This is a genomic window from Erwinia sp. PsM31, from assembly GCF_030433775.1.
Classification (GTDB): domain Bacteria; phylum Pseudomonadota; class Gammaproteobacteria; order Enterobacterales; family Enterobacteriaceae; genus Erwinia; species Erwinia aeris.
This window is the reverse complement of sequence record NZ_JARUWZ010000008.1, coordinates 140924-161190: the sequence shown is the minus strand read 5'-3', so window position 1 is coordinate 161190 and position 20267 is coordinate 140924. Positions and strand designations below refer to the sequence as shown.

Here is a 20267-nt window from a genome sequence, read left to right as displayed (position 1 = left end):
GAGCACCACCTTGACATGGTGGGGGTCGGAGGTTCGAGTCCTCTAGAACGCACCACAGTGCGTCCGTAGCTCAGTTGGTTAGAGCACCACCTTGACATGGTGGGGGTCGGTGGTTCGAGTCCACTCGGACGCACCATCTTGCGTTCTTAGCTCAGTTGGTTAGAGCACCACCTTGACATGGTGGGGGTCGGAGGTTCGAGTCCTCTAGAACGCACCATCTTCTGCTTTCTCCCGTCACGTCTTTCCACGCTGCTGTTTTGTGTAATCACTTGTTTCAACGCGCTATTTATCTCCCATAATCTTTCGCTTCGGTCTGCTGATTTTTCCCGTAACGCTTTGCTTCACCGCGCTGCCCTTTCTCGCGCCCGAATGGCTGTTTCTGCGCCCGGCCACCGCCTTTTTTTGCGCAACAATCTGATCTGGTGCAAGCTTTCGCCCGTTCCGGCCTACTTTTTAATTGGTTTTCAATGGGCTGAGTAGCTATAATACGAAACGTTGTTTCACTTGAATGGTTTCAGCGTATGGTTGGCCCTTTAGCAAAAACGATAGCTGGTTGCGCAACCGATCTTTGCGCCTGCGCCAAAACCGCGTTTAAACTTCCTCTGCACGCTTTTTTTCTGTCACCTATCCTTAAGCTGTATCGCAGTTCGCCGCTCGGGCGGTCGCACCCCCAATCACCGGGATTACGCTTTATTTCATCCATCACAACTTAACAGATGACTCGTCATGAAAAAGACCAAGATTGTTTGTACTATCGGTCCAAAAACCGAATCGGAAGAAATGTTGACCAACCTGCTGGACGCGGGCATGAACGTTATGCGTCTGAATTTCTCTCACGGCGATTACGATGAGCACGGTAAGCGTATCGCTAACCTGCGCGCGGTGATGAGCAAAACCGGCAAGCAGGCCGCTATTCTGCTGGACACCAAAGGGCCAGAAATCCGTACCATGAAGCTGGAAGGCGGCGCGGACGTGTCGTTGAAAGCCGGTCAGACCTTTACCTTCACCACCGACCAGTCCGTTATCGGCAACAGCGAGCGCGTGGCGGTGACCTATTCCGGCTTCACTTCCGATCTCTCTATCGGCAACACCGTCCTGGTGGACGATGGCCTGATCGGCATGGAAGTCACCGAAGTGACCGAAAACCACGTGGTTTGTAAGGTACTGAACAACGGCGATCTGGGCGAAAACAAAGGCGTTAACCTGCCTGGCGTTTCTATCCAGCTGCCAGCGCTGGCCGAAAAAGACAAGCGTGACCTGATTTTTGGTTGCGAACAGGGCGTGGATTTTGTTGCCGCCTCCTTTATCCGCAAGCGTTCTGACGTGCTGGAAATTCGCGAGCACCTGAAGCAGAACGGCGGCGAGCATATTCAGATCATCTCTAAAATTGAAAATCAGGAAGGCCTGAACAATTTTGATGAGATCCTGGACGCTTCCGACGGCATCATGGTGGCGCGCGGCGACCTGGGTGTGGAAATCCCGGTTGAAGAGGTGATTTTCGCGCAGAAGATGATGATCAAGAAATGTAACCGCGCACGCAAAGTGGTGATTACCGCTACGCAGATGCTGGACTCAATGATCAAAAACCCACGCCCTACCCGTGCAGAAGCGGGCGACGTGGCTAACGCCATCCTCGACGGCACCGATGCGGTTATGCTCTCTGGCGAAAGCGCCAAGGGTAAATACCCGCTGGAATCCGTCACCATTATGGCTACCATCTGCGAACGTACCGATCGCGTGATGAAAAGCCGTATCGACTCTCAGCATGACAGCCGCAAAATGCGCATCACGGAAGCCGTGTGCCGTGGCGCAGTAGAAACTGCCGAGAAGCTGGAAGCGCCGCTGATTGTGGTGGCAACCGAAGGCGGTAAGTCAGCCAAGTCCGTACGCAAATATTTCCCGAACGCGACTATCCTGGCGTTAACCACCAACGAACAGACCGCGCGTCAGCTGATCCTGAGCAAAGGCATTGTGGCGTCCGTGGTAAAAGAAATCGCTTCTACCGATGATTTTTACCGTATCGGTAAAGAAGCGGCTATCGCCAGCGGCTACGGTCGTAAAGGCGATGTCGTGGTGATGGTTTCTGGCGCACTGGTGCCAAGCGGAACCACGAATACCGCGTCTGTGCACGTTCTGTAATCAAAGATTACGCCTTGTAGTGAAAAAGCGCCCTGAGTGGCGCTTTTTTTACAGCTTAGCTCAAAGGTTTTTCTAAAAATTCCAATCGAGATTAACTATTCAATTGCGCTTTAAGGCGAGATAAGTCCGATTGAAATCGTCTGTTTTCGCTAAATTTTTTGGGCTTTTTCGTAAAGACGGTGCTTCTTTGAGCGAACGATCAAATTTAAGCACGTTCTAACCAAAAATTTATTCTCATTGGAAAAAACTTTGTGTAATACTTGTAACGCTACATGGAGATTAACTCAATCTAGAGGGTATAAATAATGAATCGTACTAAACTGGTACTGGGCGCGGTAATCCTGGGTTCTACTCTGCTGGCCGGTTGCTCAAGCAACGCTAAAATCGACCAGCTGTCTACCGACGTTCAGACTCTGAACGCTAAAGTTGACCAGCTGAGCAACGACGTGAACGCAATCCGTTCTGACGTTCAGGCTGCTAAAGACGACGCAGCACGCGCTAACCAGCGTCTGGACAACCAGGCTCACTCTTACCGTAAGTAAGAGTTCTGGTTTAAAAATGGCGCACATTGTGCGCCATTTTTTTTGCCTGTCGCCTTCACGGCTGCAGAATGCGTTCCGGGCCGTTTATAACTGTTCCCCGTCCAGCCTCGCTTCGCGGCTGCAAAATACGTTCCCGCCCATTTTTAACTGCCCCCCATTCCAGCCCCGCTTTGCGGCTGCAGAGTGCGTTCCGGGCCCTGCCCCCAGCTCTGGCCATCGCTTTGCGTTAGCGCTGAAAGCGCGAAGGCTTCAGAAAGCGTTCCAGCCCTTTTATGGCTTTCTGCCCACTTCCGCCCTCGCTTCACAAAGATAATCGCTTAAAGCGCTTCTGGGACGCTCTCAGACGCCGACGTTTCGCCCTTATTCACCAGCACCGGCAATCCCGCACGTCTTTTTAATGCTTCCTTAATAACCTGACTATCGCTCAGCGCGCTGCCTACAAATTTTTTGGTTTGCGCGGTCAGCGCAATCGGCATCGTTTGTGGATCGTCCTTCTCGCTGTGGGACAGCGGCTGATGGACTTCGATATAGCGCTTGCCGTCCGGCTCTGTGGCGTACTTAACGGGCTGATTGATAATCTGCACGCGGGTGCCTTCAGGCACGCTGTTAAACAGGTTTTCGATATCGTCAGGCCGCAGGCGGATACAGCCGGAGCTGACCCGCATCCCAATGCCGAAATCCGCGTTGGTGCCGTGGATCAGATAGTGGCCTTTGCCGTAAGCCAGGCGCAGCGCATACAGCCCCATTGGGTTATCCGGCCCGGCGGGTATGGTCGTTGGCAAGGTTTTGCCTTCCGCCGCGTAGCGCTTGCGGATATTCGGCGTGGGCGTCCAGCTGGGGTTAGGGATCTTCTGACTGATGCGCGTCACCATCGCAGGCGTGTTGGCGCCAAGCTGGCCAATGCCTATCGGGTAAACGACCACCTTATTTTCATCTTTTGGATAATAGTAGAGCCGTAGCTCGGCCACGTTGACCACGATCCCTTCCCTTTTGGTATCGGGCAGCAGCATCTGCGTAGGGATAACCAGTTTCGATCCCGCTTTCGGCAGCCAGGGATCGGTGCCGGGGTTGGCTTCCAGCATCCCTAACAGGCCCGTCTGAAAGTGCGCGGCAATGCTTTCCAGCGAGCGCCCGTCATCCGGCACGGTATAAAGCTGGTTTTCGCCAATTAAACGGCTGTCGGCGGCGGGAAGCGGATAATCGGCCGCACGCGCCAGAGAGAAGAAAAAAAATAACGAAGAGAGGAGTAGAGTTTTCATTTTTATTTCTCGCCAGGTAAACAACACTTCCCGTCATCATGACGGGAAGCCTGTCGAGAAGTGTAGCAACTTAGCGGCTGATACTGTCCTGCGCTTTCTGGCGAATAGCACGGATCATCGCTTCCAGACCCTGCGAGCGCGACGGCGTCAGGTGCTGGGTAAGCGCCAGCTCGCTGAACCACGGCCGCACGTCAAAATCGAGAATTTCCGCCGGGGTCATCTGCTGGTAAAGCACAAACACCAGGGCAATCAACCCTTTAACGATAGCGGCGTCGCTGTCGCCCTGCAGCAGCACGCGGCCCTGCTCGTCCAGTTCCATCACGATCCAGACCTGGCTCTGGCAGCCGGAAATGGTATTCTCCGGCTGGTGCAGCGAGTCCGGCAGCGCAGGCAGTTTCGCGCCCAGTTCAATCACATAGAGATACTTCTCTTCCCAGTTGGCGCAGCGGGAAAAGTTGCGAACCAGTCTCTCTTTATCGGGCAGTGTTGCCATGCAGTTCTCCTTTGCCTGGGCGGTTTAACCGCCCAGCAGCATATGTATACGTGTCAGGCCTGCCGCCAGGCGGTCGACCTCTTCCTCGCTATTATACAAAACAAAGGAAGCACGACACATCGCCGGGACGTCGTAGTGATGCATCAGCGGCATGGCGCAGTGGTGACCGGTACGAATGGCAATACCGTAGCGATCCAGGAAGCTGCCCACGTCATAGGCGTGATGCTTGCCCAGATTAAAGGCGATCACGCCTGCGCGATGCTGCGGGCCGTAAATGACCAGATCCGGCACGGAGGCCAGCTTGTCCATCGCGTAGCGCATCAGCGCCTGCTCGCGCTGCGCAATGTTATCCAGCCCCAGCGCTTCCACCCATTTCAGCGCCGCGCCAAGGCCCATGATGCCGCCGGTATTCGGCGAGCCTGCCTCAAAGCGCCACGGCGCGGCGGCGTAGGTGGTGCCGGCGGTCAGGCTGACGGTGGCGATCATCGATCCGCCCCCTTCCCACGGCGGCATTTGATCCAGCATGGCTTTACGCCCGTACAGGATGCCGATGCCGGAAGGCCCGTATATTTTATGGCCGGAGAACAGATAAAAGTCGCAGTCCAGATCCTGCACGTCGACTTTTGCATGCATCACGGCCTGTGCGCCATCAATCAGCGTAGCGACGCCTGCGGCTTTCGCCTGCGCCACCAGTTCTTTAACCGGATTGATGGTGCCCAGCACGTTGGAAACGTGGGTAACGGCCAGCATACGGGTACGGCTGTCCAGCAGTTTTGGCAGCGCAGCCAGATCCAGCTCGCCGTCGGCCGTCAGAGGAATAAAGCGCACTTCCGCGCCGGTACGCTCGGCCACCATCTGCCACGGCACGATATTGGCGTGGTGTTCCATCTCGGTAATGATGATGTTGTCGCCGGGCTGCAGCTGGCTGCCGCCCCAGCTGCTGGCAACGAGGTTAATCCCCTCGGTGGTGCCCTTAACAAACACGATTTCCTCTGGCGAAGCGGCGTTAAGGAAACGCGCGGCGTGCGCGCGAACCTCTTCCATCTCCGTGGTCGCTTCGGCGCTCAGGGTATGAATACCCCGATGCACCGCCGCATAGCCGTGCTCGTAGAAATGGCTTTCCGCATCGATCACCGCCTGCGGTTTCTGCGCGCTGGCGGCGCTGTCAAGGTAGGCCAGCGGCTGGCCATTCACTTCTCGCGCCAGTACAGGAAAATCGGCCCTGACGCGCGTCAGGTCAAAACTCATTTGATGCCTCCGGGGAAGCGCTGTGCGATACGCTGCATCACCGCCTCCTTGAGTACCTCGTCCGTGATGGCTTCGGTAAGCTCGGCGGCAAAGGCGTAGATAATCATGCGCTGAGCAGATTCTTCGCTGATGCCGCGAGCGCGCAGATAGAACATCTGTTCGTCGTCGATACGGCCAATGGTCGCGCCGTGGCTGCACTTCACGTCGTCAGCATAGATTTCCAGCTGCGGCTTGGTGTCCACTTCCGCCAGGCGTCCCAACAGCAGGTTGTTGTTGGTCATCTGGCCATCGGTTTTCAGCGCGTGCTTCGCCACTTCGATCTTGCCGTTGAACACCGCGCGGGCTTTGTCGCGCACGATGGTTTTATGCAGCTGACGGCTCTGGCAGTAGCCTTTGTTGTGCTCCAGATAGGTTCGGCTGTCGCACACTTCTTTCTCTACCGGCAGCATCAGGCTGTTGATCGACAGCTCGGTGCCTTCGCCGTTCAGCTGCGTGCTGGTATTGTGACGGGCCAGCCCGCTGCCCAGCAGAAAGCTGTGGCTCTGTACGCGCGCATCACGTTCGATCAGCAGATCGTTATGCGCAAAATGGTTGCTGCTTGCGTGCTCGAAAGCCAGCTTGTAGTGCGTCAGTCGCGCGTTGTTGCCTACGGTCGCGGTAAAGCGAGCGCCGGTAAAGTGCGTGCTTTCATTCAGGCTGACGTAATGCTCGATAATCGTCGCCTCTGCGCCGTCGTCCAGCTGCAGATGGTGACGATAATGCGAGGTGTTCATCTCGTCCTGCGCGCTGCCGCTGCTGATATGCAGCAGGTAAACGGCACGTTCTGCCGATTTGCCGCGCGGCAGATGGATAGTGGTTACCTCTTCCGCCAGGCTTTCCGTCAGATGCAGGAAAACTTCAGGCTGGATCGGTGCGCTCAACTCGCGGCGGCCTGCGGCAATCTGAATATCAAACTGATCCCAGCTGCTGTCGCTCAGCTGCGCGTTAAACCGGCCATCGACGAAAACCAGTTTAATCGCGTCGATATTCAGCGCCAGCGCGGCAACGTCCGCTGCGCTCAGTTCGGCGGCCGTCGGCAGCACGAAGTTGTGCGCCAGCAGGCCATCCAGCGGCGTATATTTCCAGTTCTCATGCTTGCGCGTCGGCAGCCCTAAACGCAGCACCTGCTGCCAGTGCTGCTGAGCCTGCAAAGAACGCTGCTCGCCCTGGGTCTCGAACAGGTGATGCCACTGCTGCAGGGCGTTTTCACTATTCCTGTTCGGTAAGCCAGCCATAGCCTTGCTCCTCCAGTTGTTTCACCAGCGAGAAGTCGCCTGATTTCACAATTTTCCCCTGATAGAGCACGTGCACAAAGTCAGGCTTGATGTAGTCCAGGATACGCTGGTAGTGCGTGACGATGATAAAAGCACGCTTGCCGTCACGCAGCGTGTTCACGCCGTTTGAAACGATTTTCAGCGCATCGATATCCAGACCGGAGTCGGTTTCGTCAAGGATGCAAAGCTCCGGCTCCAGCGCCGCCATTTGCAGAATGTCGTTGCGTTTTTTCTCGCCGCCGGAGAAGCCGACGTTGACTGAACGGGTCAGCAGATCTTCAGGCATTTTCAGCAGGTGAATTTTGTCTTCGATAAAGTCCTGGAAGTCGAAACGATCCAGCGATTCCTGGTCGCGATATTTACGCACGGCGTTGACTGCCGTTTGCAGGAAAAACTGGTTGCTGACGCCAGGGATTTCCACAGGGTACTGGAAAGCCATAAAGATGCCTTCGCCCGCGCGATCTTCCGGCGACAGCTCCAGCAGATCTTTGCCTTTGAACGCAATGGAGCCGCCGGTGATTTCATACTCTTCGCGGCCCGCCAGCGTCGCGGAAAGCGTACTTTTCCCTGAGCCGTTCGGCCCCATAATCGCGTGGACTTCGCCCGGCTTCACCTCAAGGTTCAGGCCGCGCAGGATCTCTTTGTCTTCGATACTTACCTGTAAATCTTTAATGCTTAACATAATCTTTCCTGGGCAATACCTCTCGGCATTGCGCAAAATGAATAAGCAGCGGGGATCAGCCCACGCTGTGTTCGAGGCTGATCGCCAGCAGTTTTTGCGCTTCCACCGCAAATTCCAGCGGCAGCTCGGAGAAAACGTCCTTGCAGAAGCCGTTGACGATCATGGAGATCGCATCGTCTTCGCTGATGCCGCGCTGCAGGCAGTAGAACAGCTGATCTTCGCCAATGCGCGAGGTCGTCGCCTCGTGTTCCAGCTGCGCGGTGTTGTTGCGCGCTTCCACATACGGGAAGGTGTGCGCGCCACACTCGGCGCCAATCAGCATGGAGTCGCACTGCGTGAAGTTACGGGCATTGGTCGCCGTCGGCATAATTTTTACCAGGCCACGATAGGTGTTCTGGCTTTTACCCGCCGAAATCCCCTTGGAGATAATGGTGGATTTGGTGTTTTTGCCGATATGGATCATCTTGGTGCCGGTATCGGCCTGCTGATGTCCGCTGGTCAGCGCCACCGAGAAGAACTCGCCCACGGAGTTATCGCCGCGCAGGATCACGCTTGGATATTTCCAGGTGATCGCCGAGCCGGTTTCCGACTGCGTCCAGGACATCTTGCTGTTTTCGCCTTCGCACAGCGCGCGCTTGGTCACGAAGTTCAGGATGCCGCCTTCCGCTTCGCCGCCGGCGAACCAGTTCTGCACGGTAGAATATTTTACTTCCGCATCTTTATGGATGATGACTTCCACCACCGCCGCGTGCAGCTGATAGCTGTCGCGCACCGGCGCGGAGCAGCCTTCGATATAGCTGACGTAGCTGCCTTCATCGGCAATCAGAATGGTGCGCTCGAACTGGCCGGTTTTCGCCGCGTTGATGCGGAAATAGGTGGACAGCTCCATTGGGCAGCGCACCCCTTTCGGGATGTAAACGAAGGTGCCGTCTGACGCTACCGCCGAGTTCAGCGCCGCGAAGAAGTTATCGTTGGCCGGCACCACGGTGCCCAGATACTGTTTTACCAGCTCAGGGTGATCGTGGATCGCTTCGCCAAAGGAACAGAAAATAATGCCCTGCTCCGCCAGCTTGCCGCGATAGGTGGTTGACACCGACACGGAGTCGAAAATGGCGTCTACGGCCACTTCCTGCCCTTCGCGTACCGGCACGCCCAGCTGTTTAAAGGCGTTTTCCACTTCTTCCGTCAGGTAGTTCGGCGCCGCGGCGCCGGAAGTCTGCTGTGCGCCAGGCTCTGAGGCGCAGCTGTCATCGCAGCTGCCGCAGGACGGTGCGGAATAGTAGCTGTAATCCTGATAGTTCAGTGACTTATAGTTAGCTTTCAGCCAGTGTGGCTCTTCCATCTCCAGCCAGGCCGCGTAGGCTTTCAGGCGGAAATCAAGCATCCACTCCGGCTCATTGCGTTTAGCAGAGATCGCACGCACCACATCCTCATTGATGCCGTTGGCGAACTCCTCGGTTTGCAGCTGAGTGAAGAATCCTTCCTTGTACTTCTGGCGGCTTCCTTCCCAGACCTGCACGTCGTCTGATGTATCAGTATTTCGGGACATAAAATTTACTCAACGCCAAAGCTCTCACCACAGCCACAGGCGTGTTGAGCTTTAGGATTATTAAATTTGAAAATCTGGTTCAGGCCTTCACGAACGAAATCGACTTCGGTTCCGTCGATAAAAGGCATAGCCTGCAGCGGCACATAAAGATTCGCGCCGTTATGGGTAAACACTAAATCATCTGACGCAGGCTCTTTAATCAAATCCATGGTGTAGCCGAATCCGGCGCAGCCGGACGTCTTAACGCCCAGCTTTAAACCCTTAACGTGCGGGTCGCTGGCGGACAGCGCGATGATTTGCTGTGCGGCGCTGTCGGTAAGCGTCAGTCCTTTCCAGACGAAATCGTCCGGCGAAAAAGAAGCGGTCGTTGCTGATGGCATAACATTACCTCGCGAGTCGGTAGCCCTGCGGGCTGATACCCCTATGTTAGTGATAATGATTGTCTCTTCAACCTCTTGTTTTGCAGGGATTAAGGCCAACCGGGCTTTTTTGGGCCTCTTTATTCAGTTTAGACCCTGTGAAGAGGTTTGCGATGTGTGTCACGCAGTGATTTAACGAAATGGTAACACATTGAAAAGCAGCCAGTAAATATCAGCCGCGCTGCGCTAAGCAGGAATAATAGTTATTTTACCCCTTTCATCCTTAACGCGTATTGTTATTACCAATTTATCTGAGAGGCAGCATAAATCGATAAAAATTTTTTGCGCCAGCGTTGAATAATGCGCCAGTTATAATATGATAATGATTATCATTAGCGTGAATGGGTCCCGGAATGAATCTGACGATGAGTGCCTGGCTGCAACATAAAATTGATGAATACAAGTTTTCCATCCGGGATATCACCGTTGATTACACTATGGCGCAGGCCAAAGTGAATCGGCCTGAATGCACCCTGGAACAGCTGCGTAAGTTTAACGATACCTGTCTTGATATGGCCGAGCTCTGCCAGCTAAACGGCGATGACCAGAGCTATCTGCACGCGCTCGGCAGGCTGCATCAACGTCTGTTGCAGGAATTGGGCAATCCCGAGCGGGAACGCCTCTTCCGTATGCAAGCCTGGCAGCTGGCGCGCCACTCGCTTACCCGTCTGTGCCATCAGCTCGCGCTGAGCGGCGAATGGGATAAGGCGACCGCGCTGCAAAATGAGTTTGTGCGCAAAGCCTCGCGAATTATGTAGCTCGCCGCCAGAACAGGCCATTATACCCTGGCGGCGTGAAGATATCTGCTCTGGCATTACCGAACGCTGCTTAAAGCAGCTCCAGCAGCGCCTGTAAAGGATGCCGCATGCCGTTACCCTCGAGGCGTTTCACCTGGCTGCGGCACGAATAGCCGGTCGCCAGGCAGCGCTGGCGCGGCAGTTTTTGCAGCGCCTGATGCCATGACAGCTCATAAATACCCAGCGAGTTAGCCAGATTTTTTGTTTCATGCCCGTACGTGCCCGCCATACCGCAGCAGCCTACGCTGACGCTTTCCAGTTTTGCGCCAAAGCGCGCGAATATTCCTGCCCACTGCTGGCTGGATGCGGGTAGCGCAGTGACTTCCGTACAGTGGCCGAACAAGTACCAGGCTTCGCCGCTTTGCGGGACGGGCTGGCGCGCCGGCAGCGCATTTTGCAGCCATTCATGCACCAGCTGCACGTGGAAGTCGCCGCGTTTTTCGCCAAGGATCTCTTTGTATTCGTCACGGTAGCAAAGCACCAGCGCCGGATCGACGCCGACCATCGGCAGCTGGAGTTTCGCCACGCGATTAAGAAAATCCGCCGTTTTCTGCGCGGTTCTGGCGAAGCGCTGTAAAAAGCCTTTGATATGCTGAGCCTTGCCGTTGGGCGAGAAAGGCAGCACCATCGGCTGATAGCCAAGCTTCTCCACCAGCGTCACAAAATCGCTGACCAGCCTGGCTTCGTAATAGCTGGTAAACGGATCCTGCACGATCAGCACATGCTGCGCGCGCTGCGCTTCGCTCATCGCCTCAAGCTGCTCCAGGGTGGTAGTCACCGCCCGCTGCCCGGCCAACTGCTGCTTCAGGCCAGGCGAGGAGAGCAGCGGCAGATCGACCATGCCGATATGATCCTTACTCAGCCTGCGCACCAGCGGCTGGCGTAAAAAGAAGTTAAAGAACGTGGGCGCTTTTGCCATCAGCGGCGCGTAGCTTTCCACGCCGGCGACCAGGTGATCGCTGACCGGACGCAGATAGCGGGTGTGGTAAAGCTGCAGGAAACGGGAACGGAAGCCGGGCACGTCGATTTTTATCGGACACTGCGTGGAACAGGCTTTACAGGCCAGACAGCCCGACATCGCCTCTTTCACCTCGTGCGAGAAATCATATTCGCCGCGCTTCGCGTGCCAGCTGTTACGGGTGCGCTCGATCAGGCCGCGCAGGCTGACTTTCGCCTGGGGCAGCGAGCGTTCCAGCGCCAGCGGATCGACGCCCTGCTCCGCCAGCAGCCGCAGCCATTCGCGGGTCAGCGTGGCGCGGCCTTTCGGCGAGTGAATACGATTGCCGGTGATTTTCATCGACGGACACATCGGGCTGCGCACGTCAAAATTAAAACACAGACCGTTGCCGTTGCACTCCATCGCGCCGCGCCAGTCGCTGCGCACGTTGACCGGAATTTGACGATCGAAGGTGCCGCGCTTTACCGCATCCACTTTCATCATCGGCTCGTCAACGCCCAGGGGCGCGCAAATTTTCCCCGGATTAAGGCGGTTGTCGGCATCGAAGGCCGCCTTGATGCGGCGCAGGTCGTTATATAACGCTTCGCCAAAAAACGCCGGGCTGTATTCAGCGCGGAAGCCTTTACCGTGTTCACCCCACAGCAGGCCGCCGTAGCGCGCCGTCAGCGCCACCACCTCGTCGGAGATTTGCTTCATCAGCATTTCCTGCTGTGGATCGCACATATCCAGCGCGGGGCGCACGTGCAGCACACCCGCATCGACATGGCCAAACATGCCGTAGCTCAGGTTGTGGCTGTCCAGCAGCTGGCGGAACTCGACGATATAGTCCGCCAGATGCTGCGGCGGCACACAGGTATCTTCGACGAAAGGGATCGGTTTGGCGCGGCCTTTGGCGTTGCCGAGCAGCCCGACCGCTTTTTTACGCATGGCGTAAATGCGCTCAATACCGCCAATATCATTGCACAGCTGATAGCCGATAATGCCCGCCTCGCCGGCCGCCATCAGGCTTTCCAGCCGCTGGCAAAGTGAGGCGACCTGACTGTCGATCAGCGCCTTATCGTCTCCGGCGAACTCAACAATATTCAGCCCCAGCATTTCCTGGTCCGGCACGTCGGCGATCAGCTCGCTGACCGAATGCCAGACGATATCTTCCCGTGCCAGGTTCAGCACCTTTGAATCAACTGTTTCTACCGACAGCGCCTGCGCCTCCACCATAAAAGGTGCGCTGCGCAGCGCCGAGTCGAAGGAATCATATTTGATATTGACCAGCCGCCGCACTTTGGGGATCGGCATGATGTTCAGGCGGGCTTCGGTAATAAAAGCCAGCGTGCCTTCTGCGCCGCACAGCAGCCGCGTTAAATCCACCTGCTGCAAATCGTCGCTGATGGCGTGGCGCAGATCGTAGCCGGTCAAAAAGCGGTTGAGCTTTGGAAACTTCTCAACAATAAGGTCACGGCGATCGCGGCAGCATTCCAGTACCGTGCGATAGATTTCGCCCTCGCGCGTTTGCTCCGCCGCCAGCTGCTCCGCCACGCCTGTCGGGATCGCCCGCGTATCCAGCAAGTCGCCGCCCAGCAGCACCGCGCGCAGCCCTAAAACGTGATCGGAGGTTTTGCCATAAACCAGCGAGCCTTGCCCTGACGCATCGGTATTGATCATGCCGCCAAGCGTGGCGCGGTTGCTGGTGGAGAGTTCCGGCGAGAAGAAGTAGCCCAGCGGTTTCAGGGCGGCGTTGAGCTGGTCTTTGATCACCCCCGCCTCTACTTTTACCCATCCCTGCTCCACATTAATGTCCAGAATGCGGTTCATATAGCGGGACATATCGACCACGATGCCCTGATTCAGCGCCTGGCCGTTGGTGCCGGTGCCGCCGCCGCGCGGCGTAAAGACCAGGCTTCGATAGCGCTCTTCGCCCGCCAGACGAGCAATCAGCGCAACATCGGCCGTGGATCGGGGGAACAGCGCCGCATCGGGCAACAGCTGATAGATGCTGTTATCGGTGGACAGGGTAAGACGGTCGGCATAGCTGGTAGCGGTATCACCGGTAAAACCCTGCTGCTCTAACGCCTGCAAAAAATTCAGCACCAGTTGAACGAGGCCCGGCGCCTGAGAAATCTGTGGGATCATTATCGTGTGACCAGGTTGTGTTTGAGGTGTAACGTTTGCTCTTTCTTATGGTTTTATCACATTTTTTTATGACCTGTCGCCCTTTCAAAACCCCAGCGAAAAGAATAACGTGCCGTTTGTGTGGAAAATGCGTTTAATACATCAGGAGCGGAATGTCCGCTCCTGCTTTCCGGCCTTTCTGACGACTTTATTACTTGAGGTTAATGGTCATACATGAAGAACACGCAAAACGGATGGGATATGCTGCAAATCATCTTCTCCATCCTGTTTATTACGCTGCTGATCGTCGCCTGTCTGTGGGTGGTTCAACCCTTTGTGCTGGGATTCGCCTGGGCGAGCATGGTGGTGATCGCCACCTGGCCTTTGATGCTAAAAATCCAGGGCTGGCTGTGGGGGCGCCGTTCACTGGCGGTGATCGCCATGACGCTGCTGCTGGTGCTGCTGTTTGTTATCCCCGTCGCGCTGCTGGTTAACAGCCTGATTGAGAACAGCGGGCCGGTAATCGCCTGGGCGACCTCGGGGCATGTGATGCTGCCGCAGATGCTGTGGCTACACGACATTCCGCTGGTGGGCAAAAAGCTCTATTCCGCCTGGCGTCATCTGGTGGCGGGCGGCGGCACGGCGATGGTGGCCAGCGTTCAGCCCTATATCGGGCGCACCAGCATCTTTTTATTCGCGCAGGCCGGACACTTTGGTCGCTTTATGCTGCATCTGGGACTGATGCTGCTGTTCAGCGTGCTGCTTTACTGGCGCGGTGAGCAGGTGGGTAACGGCATTCGCCACTTTGCCTATCGGCTGGCCCATCGTCGCGGCGACGCGGCGGTGCTGCTTGCCGGTCAGGCCATCCGCGCCGTGGCGCTTGGCGTGGTGGTTACCGCGCTGGTGCAGGGCGTATTAGGCGGTATCGGCCTGGCCATTTCCGGCATTCCTTACGCTACGGTACTGACGGTAGTGATGATCCTCTCCTGCCTGGTGCAGCTGGGGCCGTTGGTCGTGCTGATCCCCGCTATCATCTGGCTCTACTGGAGCGGCGACACCACCTGGGGCACCGTCCTGCTGATCTGGAGCTGCGTGGTGGGCACGCTGGATAACGTGCTGCGGCCAGTGCTTATCAGAATGGGTGCCGATTTGCCGATGATTTTGATCCTTTCCGGCGTGATCGGCGGGCTGGTGGCGTTCGGCATGATCGGCCTCTTTATTGGCCCGGTAGTGCTGGCAGTCTCTTATCGACTGGTATCGGTCTGGATGCATGAAGAACCCGCGCCCAGAGACGATCCTGAAGAGGTCGTTGAAGAACTTGCTGAAATAGAACAGGAAAATTCAGTTAAGCAATAACTTTAAGGCGGTTAGCCTGCCTGACCGCCTTAATGCTTTAAAACCAGCTATTACTTTAAAAGGCGCATTTGTTAAGCAACTTTTACCATTATCCGCCGGTTTTTCGCCCTTCCCGTCTCACTTACCGGCAATTGATTAATATAAGTACACATATCGCCCCTTACGCCTGCAATTTCAGTGATTAAATATTATCGTCTTTAAACTAATAAGAGGATTCTTAAAGACTCACTTCAGCGGGGGGAATAGTATATCGGTTATGTTTAGCAGCAACGCGCTGATTTATAAACAACCTTTTTCCCCAAACATCCTAAAGAATTGCTGTGTGTAGTCTTTGCCCATCCCATGTGATGGGCTTTTTTTTATCCATAGCAAAGCAAAAAGGCCGAACAAGTCGGCCTTTCACTGCGTCTGGTAATGAATCGCTACGCTTTAGGCAGTTCTGCCAGGCTTAACCAGGTCTGAACTACCGTGTCCGGATTGAGCGACAGGCTGTCGATGCCCTCTGCCATCAGCCATGCGGCAAAATCTTCGTGATCGGATGGCCCCTGGCCGCAAATGCCCACGTATTTTCCGGCTTTTTTCGCCGAACGGATCGCCATCGACAGCAGCGCCTTCACCGCATCGTTACGCTCATCGAACAGTTCTGATACCACGCCGGAATCCCTGTCCAGCCCCAGCGTCAGCTGCGTCATATCATTTGAGCCGATGGAAAACCCGTCGAAGTATTGCAGGAACTCATCCGCCAGCAGCGCGTTAGAAGGGATTTCGCACATCATAATGATTTTTAATCCGTTCTCGCCACGCTTCAGGCCCTGACGCCCCAGCTCTTCCACCACCGCTTTCGCCTGCGCGACAGTACGCACGAACGGCACCATCACTTCGACGTTGGTCAGCCCCATTTCGTTGCGCACGCGCTTGACGGCCTCGCACTCAAGCGCAAAGCAGTCGCGGAAGCTGTCGGCCACGTAGCGGCCCGCGCCACGGAAGCCCAGCATCGGGTTTTCCTCTTCCGGCTCATAGTGCTCGCCGCCGACCAGGTTAGCGTACTCATTGGTTTTAAAATCCGACAGCCGCACAATCACCCTTTTCGGCGAGAAAGCGGCGCCCAGCGTGGCGATGCCTTCCGTCAGGCGGGCAATATAGAACTCTACCGGATCGTCAAAGCCTTTCATCATGCTGCGGATCTGCTGCTGCAATTCCGGCGTCTGACGGTCGAATTCAAGCAGCGCCTTAGGATGCACGCCGATCATGCGGTTAATGATAAATTCGAGTCTCGCCAGCCCCACGCCCTCATTAGGCAGACAGGCGAAGTCGAAGGCGCGATCGGGATTGCCCACGTTCATCATGATTTTCAGCGGCAGCGCGGGCATTTCATCAACCTGTGAGCTTTTTACCTCAAAGTCGAGCAGATCGTCGTAAACATAGCCGGTGTCGCCTTCTGCGCAGGAGACGGTGACCTTATGGCCATCCTTCAGAAGCTCGGTAGCGTTGCCGCAGCCGACCACGGCAGGAATACCCAGCTCGCGGGCGATAATGGCGGCATGACAGGTACGCCCGCCACGGTTGGTGACGATGGCCGACGCCTTCTTCATAATCGGCTCCCAGTCGGGATCGGTCATATCAGTGACCAGCACGTCGCCTTTTTCGATGCGGTTCATCTCGCTGATATCGTGGATCACTTTGACCTCGCCCGCACCGATACGATGGCCGATAGCGCGTCCCTCCACCACTACGGCACCTTTCCCCTGTAGCGTATAACGCTCCATCACCTGGCCGTTGGAGCGCACGGTTTCCGGACGCGCCTGCACGATAAACAGCTTGCCGGTATGGCCATCCTTCGCCCATTCAATATCCATTGGCCGCTGATAATGTTTTTCAATCTGCACTGCCTGTGCCGCCAGCGCTTCCACTTCTTCGCTGCTGAGGCTGAAACGGTCACGCTCCGCTTCCGGCACGTCTTCGATTTTGACCTGCTCGCCGTGCGCCTGCGAATCGGCGTAGACCATACGGATTTTTTTCGAGCCCATGTTGCGACGCACGATAGCGGGACGACCCGCCGCCAGCGTCGGCTTATGCACATAAAATTCGTCCGGGTTAACCGCGCCCTGAACCACCATCTCGCCCAAACCATAAGCAGAGGTAATAAACACCACCTGATCGAAGCCCGATTCGGTATCAATGGTAAACATTACGCCAGCGGCGCCGGCATCGGAGCGTACCATCCGCTGTACGCCAGCCGACAGGGCGACGCCGCGATGATCGTAGCCCTGATGCACGCGATAAGAGATCGCCCTGTCGTTAAACAGCGAGGCGTAAACATGCTTCACCGCCACCAGCACGGCGTCGAAGCCCTGTACGTTCAGGAAGGTTTCCTGCTGGCCGGCGAAAGAGGCATCCGGCATATCTTCGGCCGTAGCGGACGAGCGCACGGCGAACGAAGCCTCGGCGTCGTCAGCGGAAAGCTGCTGGTAGGCTTCACGGATAGCCTGCTCCAGCTCTGGCTGAAAAGGCGTCTCTACAATCCACTCGCGGATCTGTTTACCCGCTTTTGCCAGTTCGTCCACGTCATCAATATCGGTTTTGTCCAACAGCGTATGGATGCGCTCACTGACGCCGCTCTGATCGAGGAACTGATTGAATGCATCGGCCGTAGTGGCAAAACCGTTGGGAACGGAAACGCCAAGCGATGACAAATTAGTGATCATTTCACCCAGAGAGGCATTTTTGCCGCCCACCCGATCAACATCGTTCATGCCAAGCTGGTTATACCAGAGCACAAACGGCAGTGCGCCTTGATTGGACATTGAAGCAATCCTTTTATGAATGAATTAATGGAAATAGCATCGTGCGTTTTTGAGCCTGGCACATTCCGTGTATGGAAAGAAACTGTTGAATCGTTCAAGCTGACTAAAAGGAAAACTTTAAGACTATTCCGCGAACAGCAATCTTATTTCGGGCGATAAAAATATATTTAAGATTATGATATATAAGATTATTTTAATTAAAATGGCTATTTAGAAAAGGAAGAGATGTGGCGAGCTATTTTGATTCCCTTTTAGCATGCTTTTCCGGAAAATAGCGCTTTTTACGCATGACAAACAGGAACGTTATTTCATTAATCCTCTTTTTCAGCCCCGTCTTTCTTTTTATAAAAACAAAAAGTTCATTACAATGAGAAGTGAAATTTTAATTTAATTTCGTCAGCTGGCGCTAATTGCTATAAGACTGTAGTTTAATTTACTCTGCCACTCAGTTTCTTAGGGATCGAAAAATGGACAGCAACGAACGCAGCGTATTTTATATTTCTGACGGAACGGCCATTACCGCTGAAGTGCTCGGCCACGCGGTGCTTTCACAGTTTCCTGTCAACATTAACAGCGTGACGCTGCCCTTTGTGGAAAACGTGCAGCGGGCGCAGGCGGTCAAAGCGCAGATTAACGCTATCTGGCAGAAAAGCGGCCTGCGCCCGCTGGTGTTTATTTCTGTGGTCACGCCGGAAATCCGGGAAATTATTCTGCAAAGCGAAGGCTTCTGTCAGGACATCGTCCAGTCGCTGGTGGCGCCGCTTCAGCAGGAGCTGGGCATAGCGCCCGCACCGGTCGCCAACCGCACGCACGGTCTGACGGCCAACAACCTGGGCAAGTACGATGCGCGCATCGCCGCCATCGACTACACCCTGGCACACGACGACGGTATCTCGCTGCGCGGGCTGGAGGAGGCGCAGGTGATCCTGCTGGGCGTTTCGCGCTGCGGCAAGACGCCGACCAGCCTCTATCTGGCCATGCAGTTTGGCATTCGCGCCGCCAATTATCCTTTTATCGCCGACGATATGGATAACCTGAAGCTGCCGCCCGCGCTGCGGCCTTTCCAGAACAAGCTGTTTGGCTTAACTATCGATCCCGAGCGGCTGGCCGCGATCCGTCAGGAGCGGGCGGAAAATACCCGCTACGCGTCCATGCGGCAATGTCGGCTGGAAGTCGGCGAGGTGGAAGCCCTGTTTCGTACCCATCAGATCCGTTACCTCAACAGTACCAATTACTCCGTTGAGGAAATCGCCACGAAAATTTTAGATATCATGGGCCTGACGCGTCGAATGTACTGAGGCGCAGCCGTTTTTTGATTCCGCGCCAGAAAAAGTGATATTTATCCCGTTGCGCCGTTCTGTCCGGCGTTTCGGGTTGAAATCCACGCCGTGTCGGGTTTATTGTGATCGCCATCACTTCCCGGTATTTCCGCCGCTGCGAAGAAAAAAATTTTTGGACAACTATGAACAAGACAGATGAACTGCGGACCGCGCGCATCGAGAGCCTGATTACGCCTGACGAACTGGCGCAGCGTTTCCCGATCACGCCTGATATCGCCGCGAACGTGACCGCTTCCCGCCAGCGTATTGCCCGGATTTTGTCCGGCGAAGATCGCCGCCTGCTGGTGGTGATCGGCCCCTGCTCGCTCCACGATCCCGACGCCGCGCTGGCCTATGCGGCGAAGCTTAACGCGCTGCGCCAGCACCATGCCGCCGAGCTGGAAATCGTGATGCGCGCCTATTTTGAGAAACCGCGCACCGTGGTGGGCTGGAAAGGCCTGATTTCCGATCCCGATCTGGACGGCAGTTTCCGGGTGAATCACGGCCTGGCCGTAGCGCGCGAGCTGCTGCTGGAGATCAACCGGTTGGGCATGCCTACGGCCACCGAATTCCTGGATATGGTGGTGGGTCAGTTCCTGGCAGATCTCATCAGCTGGGGAGCCATCGGCGCCCGTACCACAGAAAGCCAAATCCACCGCGAAATGGCTTCCGCGCTTTCCTGTCCCGTTGGCTTTAAAAACGGCACGGACGGTAATATTCAGATTGCGGTCGATGCGATACGCGCTGCCCGCGCCAGCCACATGTTCCTGTCGCCGGACAAGCATGGACAGATGACCATTTATCAGACCAGCGGCAACCCGTCCGGCCACATCATTATGCGCGGCGGCAAGCGGCCAAACTATCATGCGGAAGACGTCGCCGCCGCTGCCGCCAGCCTGCGCGAACACAGGCTGCCGGAACGGCTGGTTATTGATTTCAGCCACGGCAACTGTCTGAAACAGCACCGCCTGCAAAAAGAGGTCGCCGCGTCCGTAGCGCAGCAGATCCGTGACGGTTCGTCGTCGATTGCCGGCGTAATGATTGAAAGTTTCCTGAAGGAAGGCACCCAGAAAGTGCAGGCCGGTACGCCGCTGGTATACGGCCAGTCGATTACCGACCCCTGCCTGGGCTGGGGTGACAGCGAAGAGGTGTTAGCGCAGCTGGCCGAGGCGATTAAAGCGAGGCGCTAAGACAGGCCTGAAAGCAGGCAGGACACCGTGCGCATGGACGCGCTGGCGTACCCTGCCTGCCGCTTTATCATCTTTGTTGAAGCCTGCATCACG

General features: G+C 55.8%; 15 protein-coding genes and 2 tRNA genes. 8 read left to right on the top strand and 9 right to left on the bottom strand.

Annotated features, from left to right (window positions below):
• Window positions 1-59 precede the first annotated feature (59 nt).
• The 4 genes from QCD69_RS09355 to QCD69_RS09340 all read left to right on the top strand — a co-directional run bounded on the left by QCD69_RS09355 (window position 60) and on the right by QCD69_RS09340 (window position 2681).
• Window positions 60-136, top strand: a tRNA-Val gene (locus QCD69_RS09355).
• Window positions 137-140: 4 nt separating this feature from the next.
• Window positions 141-217 (top strand) — tRNA-Val (locus tag QCD69_RS09350).
• A gap of 509 nt (window positions 218-726) precedes the next feature.
• Window positions 727-2139 carry a pyruvate kinase PykF gene (gene pykF / locus QCD69_RS09345; RefSeq protein ID WP_125289780.1) on the top strand — a complete coding sequence of 471 codons (1413 nt, stop codon included), beginning with the start codon at window positions 727-729 and terminating at the stop codon, window positions 2137-2139.
• 305 nt (window positions 2140-2444) lie between these two features.
• Window positions 2445-2681: a major outer membrane lipoprotein gene (locus tag QCD69_RS09340; RefSeq protein WP_016169824.1), complete on the top strand. Its 237-nt coding sequence runs from the start codon at window positions 2445-2447 to the stop codon at window positions 2679-2681.
• Between the two features lie 317 nt (window positions 2682-2998).
• Here the strand turns inward: QCD69_RS09340 and QCD69_RS09335 are convergent, their stop codons facing one another.
• The 7 genes from QCD69_RS09335 to sufA form a co-directional block, all read right to left on the bottom strand.
• Window positions 2999-3940 (bottom strand): L,D-transpeptidase family protein, encoded by a 942-nt coding sequence (locus QCD69_RS09335; RefSeq protein WP_301251806.1) that lies wholly within the window; start codon window positions 3938-3940, stop codon window positions 2999-3001.
• Window positions 3941-4010: 70 nt separating this feature from the next.
• Window positions 4011-4433, bottom strand: a complete 423-nt coding sequence (gene sufE, locus QCD69_RS09330; protein WP_253454447.1) for a cysteine desulfuration protein SufE — start codon at window positions 4431-4433, stop codon at window positions 4011-4013.
• Window positions 4434-4457: 24 nt separating this feature from the next.
• The gene (gene sufS / locus QCD69_RS09325) at window positions 4458-5681 is read right to left on the bottom strand and encodes a cysteine desulfurase SufS (RefSeq protein WP_301251804.1); all 1224 of its coding nucleotides are present in this window, start codon (window positions 5679-5681) and stop codon (window positions 4458-4460) included.
• Window positions 5678-6955, bottom strand: coding sequence for a Fe-S cluster assembly protein SufD (gene sufD / locus QCD69_RS09320; RefSeq protein ID WP_253454449.1), 1278 nt, complete (start codon window positions 6953-6955; stop codon window positions 5678-5680). Before sufD ends, sufS begins: the two co-directional genes overlap by 4 nt.
• Window positions 6930-7676, bottom strand: a complete 747-nt coding sequence (gene sufC, locus QCD69_RS09315; RefSeq protein WP_301251803.1) for a Fe-S cluster assembly ATPase SufC — start codon at window positions 7674-7676, stop codon at window positions 6930-6932. The genes sufD and sufC overlap by 26 nt, the downstream gene beginning before the upstream one ends.
• 55 nt (window positions 7677-7731) lie before the next feature.
• Window positions 7732-9225: a Fe-S cluster assembly protein SufB gene (gene sufB, locus QCD69_RS09310; protein WP_125289774.1), complete on the bottom strand. Its 1494-nt coding sequence runs from the start codon at window positions 9223-9225 to the stop codon at window positions 7732-7734.
• A gap of 5 nt (window positions 9226-9230) precedes the next feature.
• The gene (gene sufA / locus QCD69_RS09305; protein WP_125289773.1) at window positions 9231-9605 is read right to left on the bottom strand and encodes a Fe-S cluster assembly scaffold SufA; all 375 of its coding nucleotides are present in this window, start codon (window positions 9603-9605) and stop codon (window positions 9231-9233) included.
• Window positions 9606-9997: 392 nt separating this feature from the next.
• On the opposite strand from sufA, the gene QCD69_RS09300 reads away from it, so the two are divergent.
• Entirely contained in the window at window positions 9998-10402 is a 405-nt protein-coding gene (locus tag QCD69_RS09300; RefSeq protein ID WP_253454450.1) for a hypothetical protein, read from the top strand.
• 70 nt (window positions 10403-10472) lie between these two features.
• Here QCD69_RS09300 and ydiJ read toward each other — a convergent pair whose 3' ends face one another.
• Complete coding sequence (ydiJ, locus tag QCD69_RS09295) at window positions 10473-13526, bottom strand: D-2-hydroxyglutarate dehydrogenase YdiJ (RefSeq protein ID WP_301251802.1); 3054 nt, start codon at window positions 13524-13526, stop codon at window positions 10473-10475.
• Window positions 13527-13739: 213 nt separating this feature from the next.
• On the opposite strand from ydiJ, the gene ydiK reads away from it, so the two are divergent.
• Window positions 13740-14861, top strand: a complete 1122-nt coding sequence (gene ydiK, locus QCD69_RS09290) for an AI-2E family transporter YdiK (RefSeq protein ID WP_253454452.1) — start codon at window positions 13740-13742, stop codon at window positions 14859-14861.
• Between the two features lie 422 nt (window positions 14862-15283).
• On the opposite strand, the gene ppsA is transcribed toward ydiK, so the two are convergent.
• Window positions 15284-17665, bottom strand: coding sequence for a phosphoenolpyruvate synthase (gene ppsA / locus QCD69_RS09285; protein WP_301251801.1), 2382 nt, complete (start codon window positions 17663-17665; stop codon window positions 15284-15286).
• A 467-nt stretch (window positions 17666-18132) separates the two neighbouring features.
• On the opposite strand from ppsA, the gene ppsR reads away from it, so the two are divergent.
• Both ppsR and QCD69_RS09275 read left to right on the top strand, forming a co-directional pair.
• Window positions 18133-18963 carry a posphoenolpyruvate synthetase regulatory kinase/phosphorylase PpsR gene (ppsR, locus tag QCD69_RS09280; protein WP_125289768.1) on the top strand — a complete coding sequence of 277 codons (831 nt, stop codon included), beginning with the start codon at window positions 18133-18135 and terminating at the stop codon, window positions 18961-18963.
• Between the two features lie 164 nt (window positions 18964-19127).
• Window positions 19128-20174, top strand: coding sequence for a 3-deoxy-7-phosphoheptulonate synthase (locus QCD69_RS09275; protein WP_301251800.1), 1047 nt, complete (start codon window positions 19128-19130; stop codon window positions 20172-20174).
• The last annotated feature ends 93 nt before the right edge of the window (window positions 20175-20267 follow it).

What these genes read in the sequence shown, in the direction of transcription:
- pykF (WP_125289780.1), top strand. Translation starts at nt 727, where the DNA reads ATGAAAAAGACCAAGATTGTTTGTACTATCGGTCCAAAAACCGAATCG.
- QCD69_RS09340 (WP_016169824.1), top strand. Translation starts at nt 2,445, where the DNA reads ATGAATCGTACTAAACTGGTACTGGGCGCGGTAATCCTGGGTTCTACT.
- QCD69_RS09335 (WP_301251806.1), bottom strand. Translation starts at nt 3,940, where the DNA reads ATGAAAACTCTACTCCTCTCTTCGTTATTTTTTTTCTTCTCTCTGGCG.
- sufE (WP_253454447.1), bottom strand. Translation starts at nt 4,433, where the DNA reads ATGGCAACACTGCCCGATAAAGAGAGACTGGTTCGCAACTTTTCCCGC.
- sufS (WP_301251804.1), bottom strand. Translation starts at nt 5,681, where the DNA reads ATGAGTTTTGACCTGACGCGCGTCAGGGCCGATTTTCCTGTACTGGCG.
- sufD (WP_253454449.1), bottom strand. Translation starts at nt 6,955, where the DNA reads ATGGCTGGCTTACCGAACAGGAATAGTGAAAACGCCCTGCAGCAGTGG.
- sufC (WP_301251803.1), bottom strand. Translation starts at nt 7,676, where the DNA reads ATGTTAAGCATTAAAGATTTACAGGTAAGTATCGAAGACAAAGAGATC.
- sufB (WP_125289774.1), bottom strand. Translation starts at nt 9,225, where the DNA reads ATGTCCCGAAATACTGATACATCAGACGACGTGCAGGTCTGGGAAGGA.
- sufA (WP_125289773.1), bottom strand. Translation starts at nt 9,605, where the DNA reads ATGCCATCAGCAACGACCGCTTCTTTTTCGCCGGACGATTTCGTCTGG.
- QCD69_RS09300 (WP_253454450.1), top strand. Translation starts at nt 9,998, where the DNA reads ATGAATCTGACGATGAGTGCCTGGCTGCAACATAAAATTGATGAATAC.
- ydiJ (WP_301251802.1), bottom strand. Translation starts at nt 13,526, where the DNA reads ATGATCCCACAGATTTCTCAGGCGCCGGGCCTCGTTCAACTGGTGCTG.
- ydiK (WP_253454452.1), top strand. Translation starts at nt 13,740, where the DNA reads ATGAAGAACACGCAAAACGGATGGGATATGCTGCAAATCATCTTCTCC.
- ppsA (WP_301251801.1), bottom strand. Translation starts at nt 17,665, where the DNA reads ATGTCCAATCAAGGCGCACTGCCGTTTGTGCTCTGGTATAACCAGCTT.
- ppsR (WP_125289768.1), top strand. Translation starts at nt 18,133, where the DNA reads ATGGACAGCAACGAACGCAGCGTATTTTATATTTCTGACGGAACGGCC.
- QCD69_RS09275 (WP_301251800.1), top strand. Translation starts at nt 19,128, where the DNA reads ATGAACAAGACAGATGAACTGCGGACCGCGCGCATCGAGAGCCTGATT.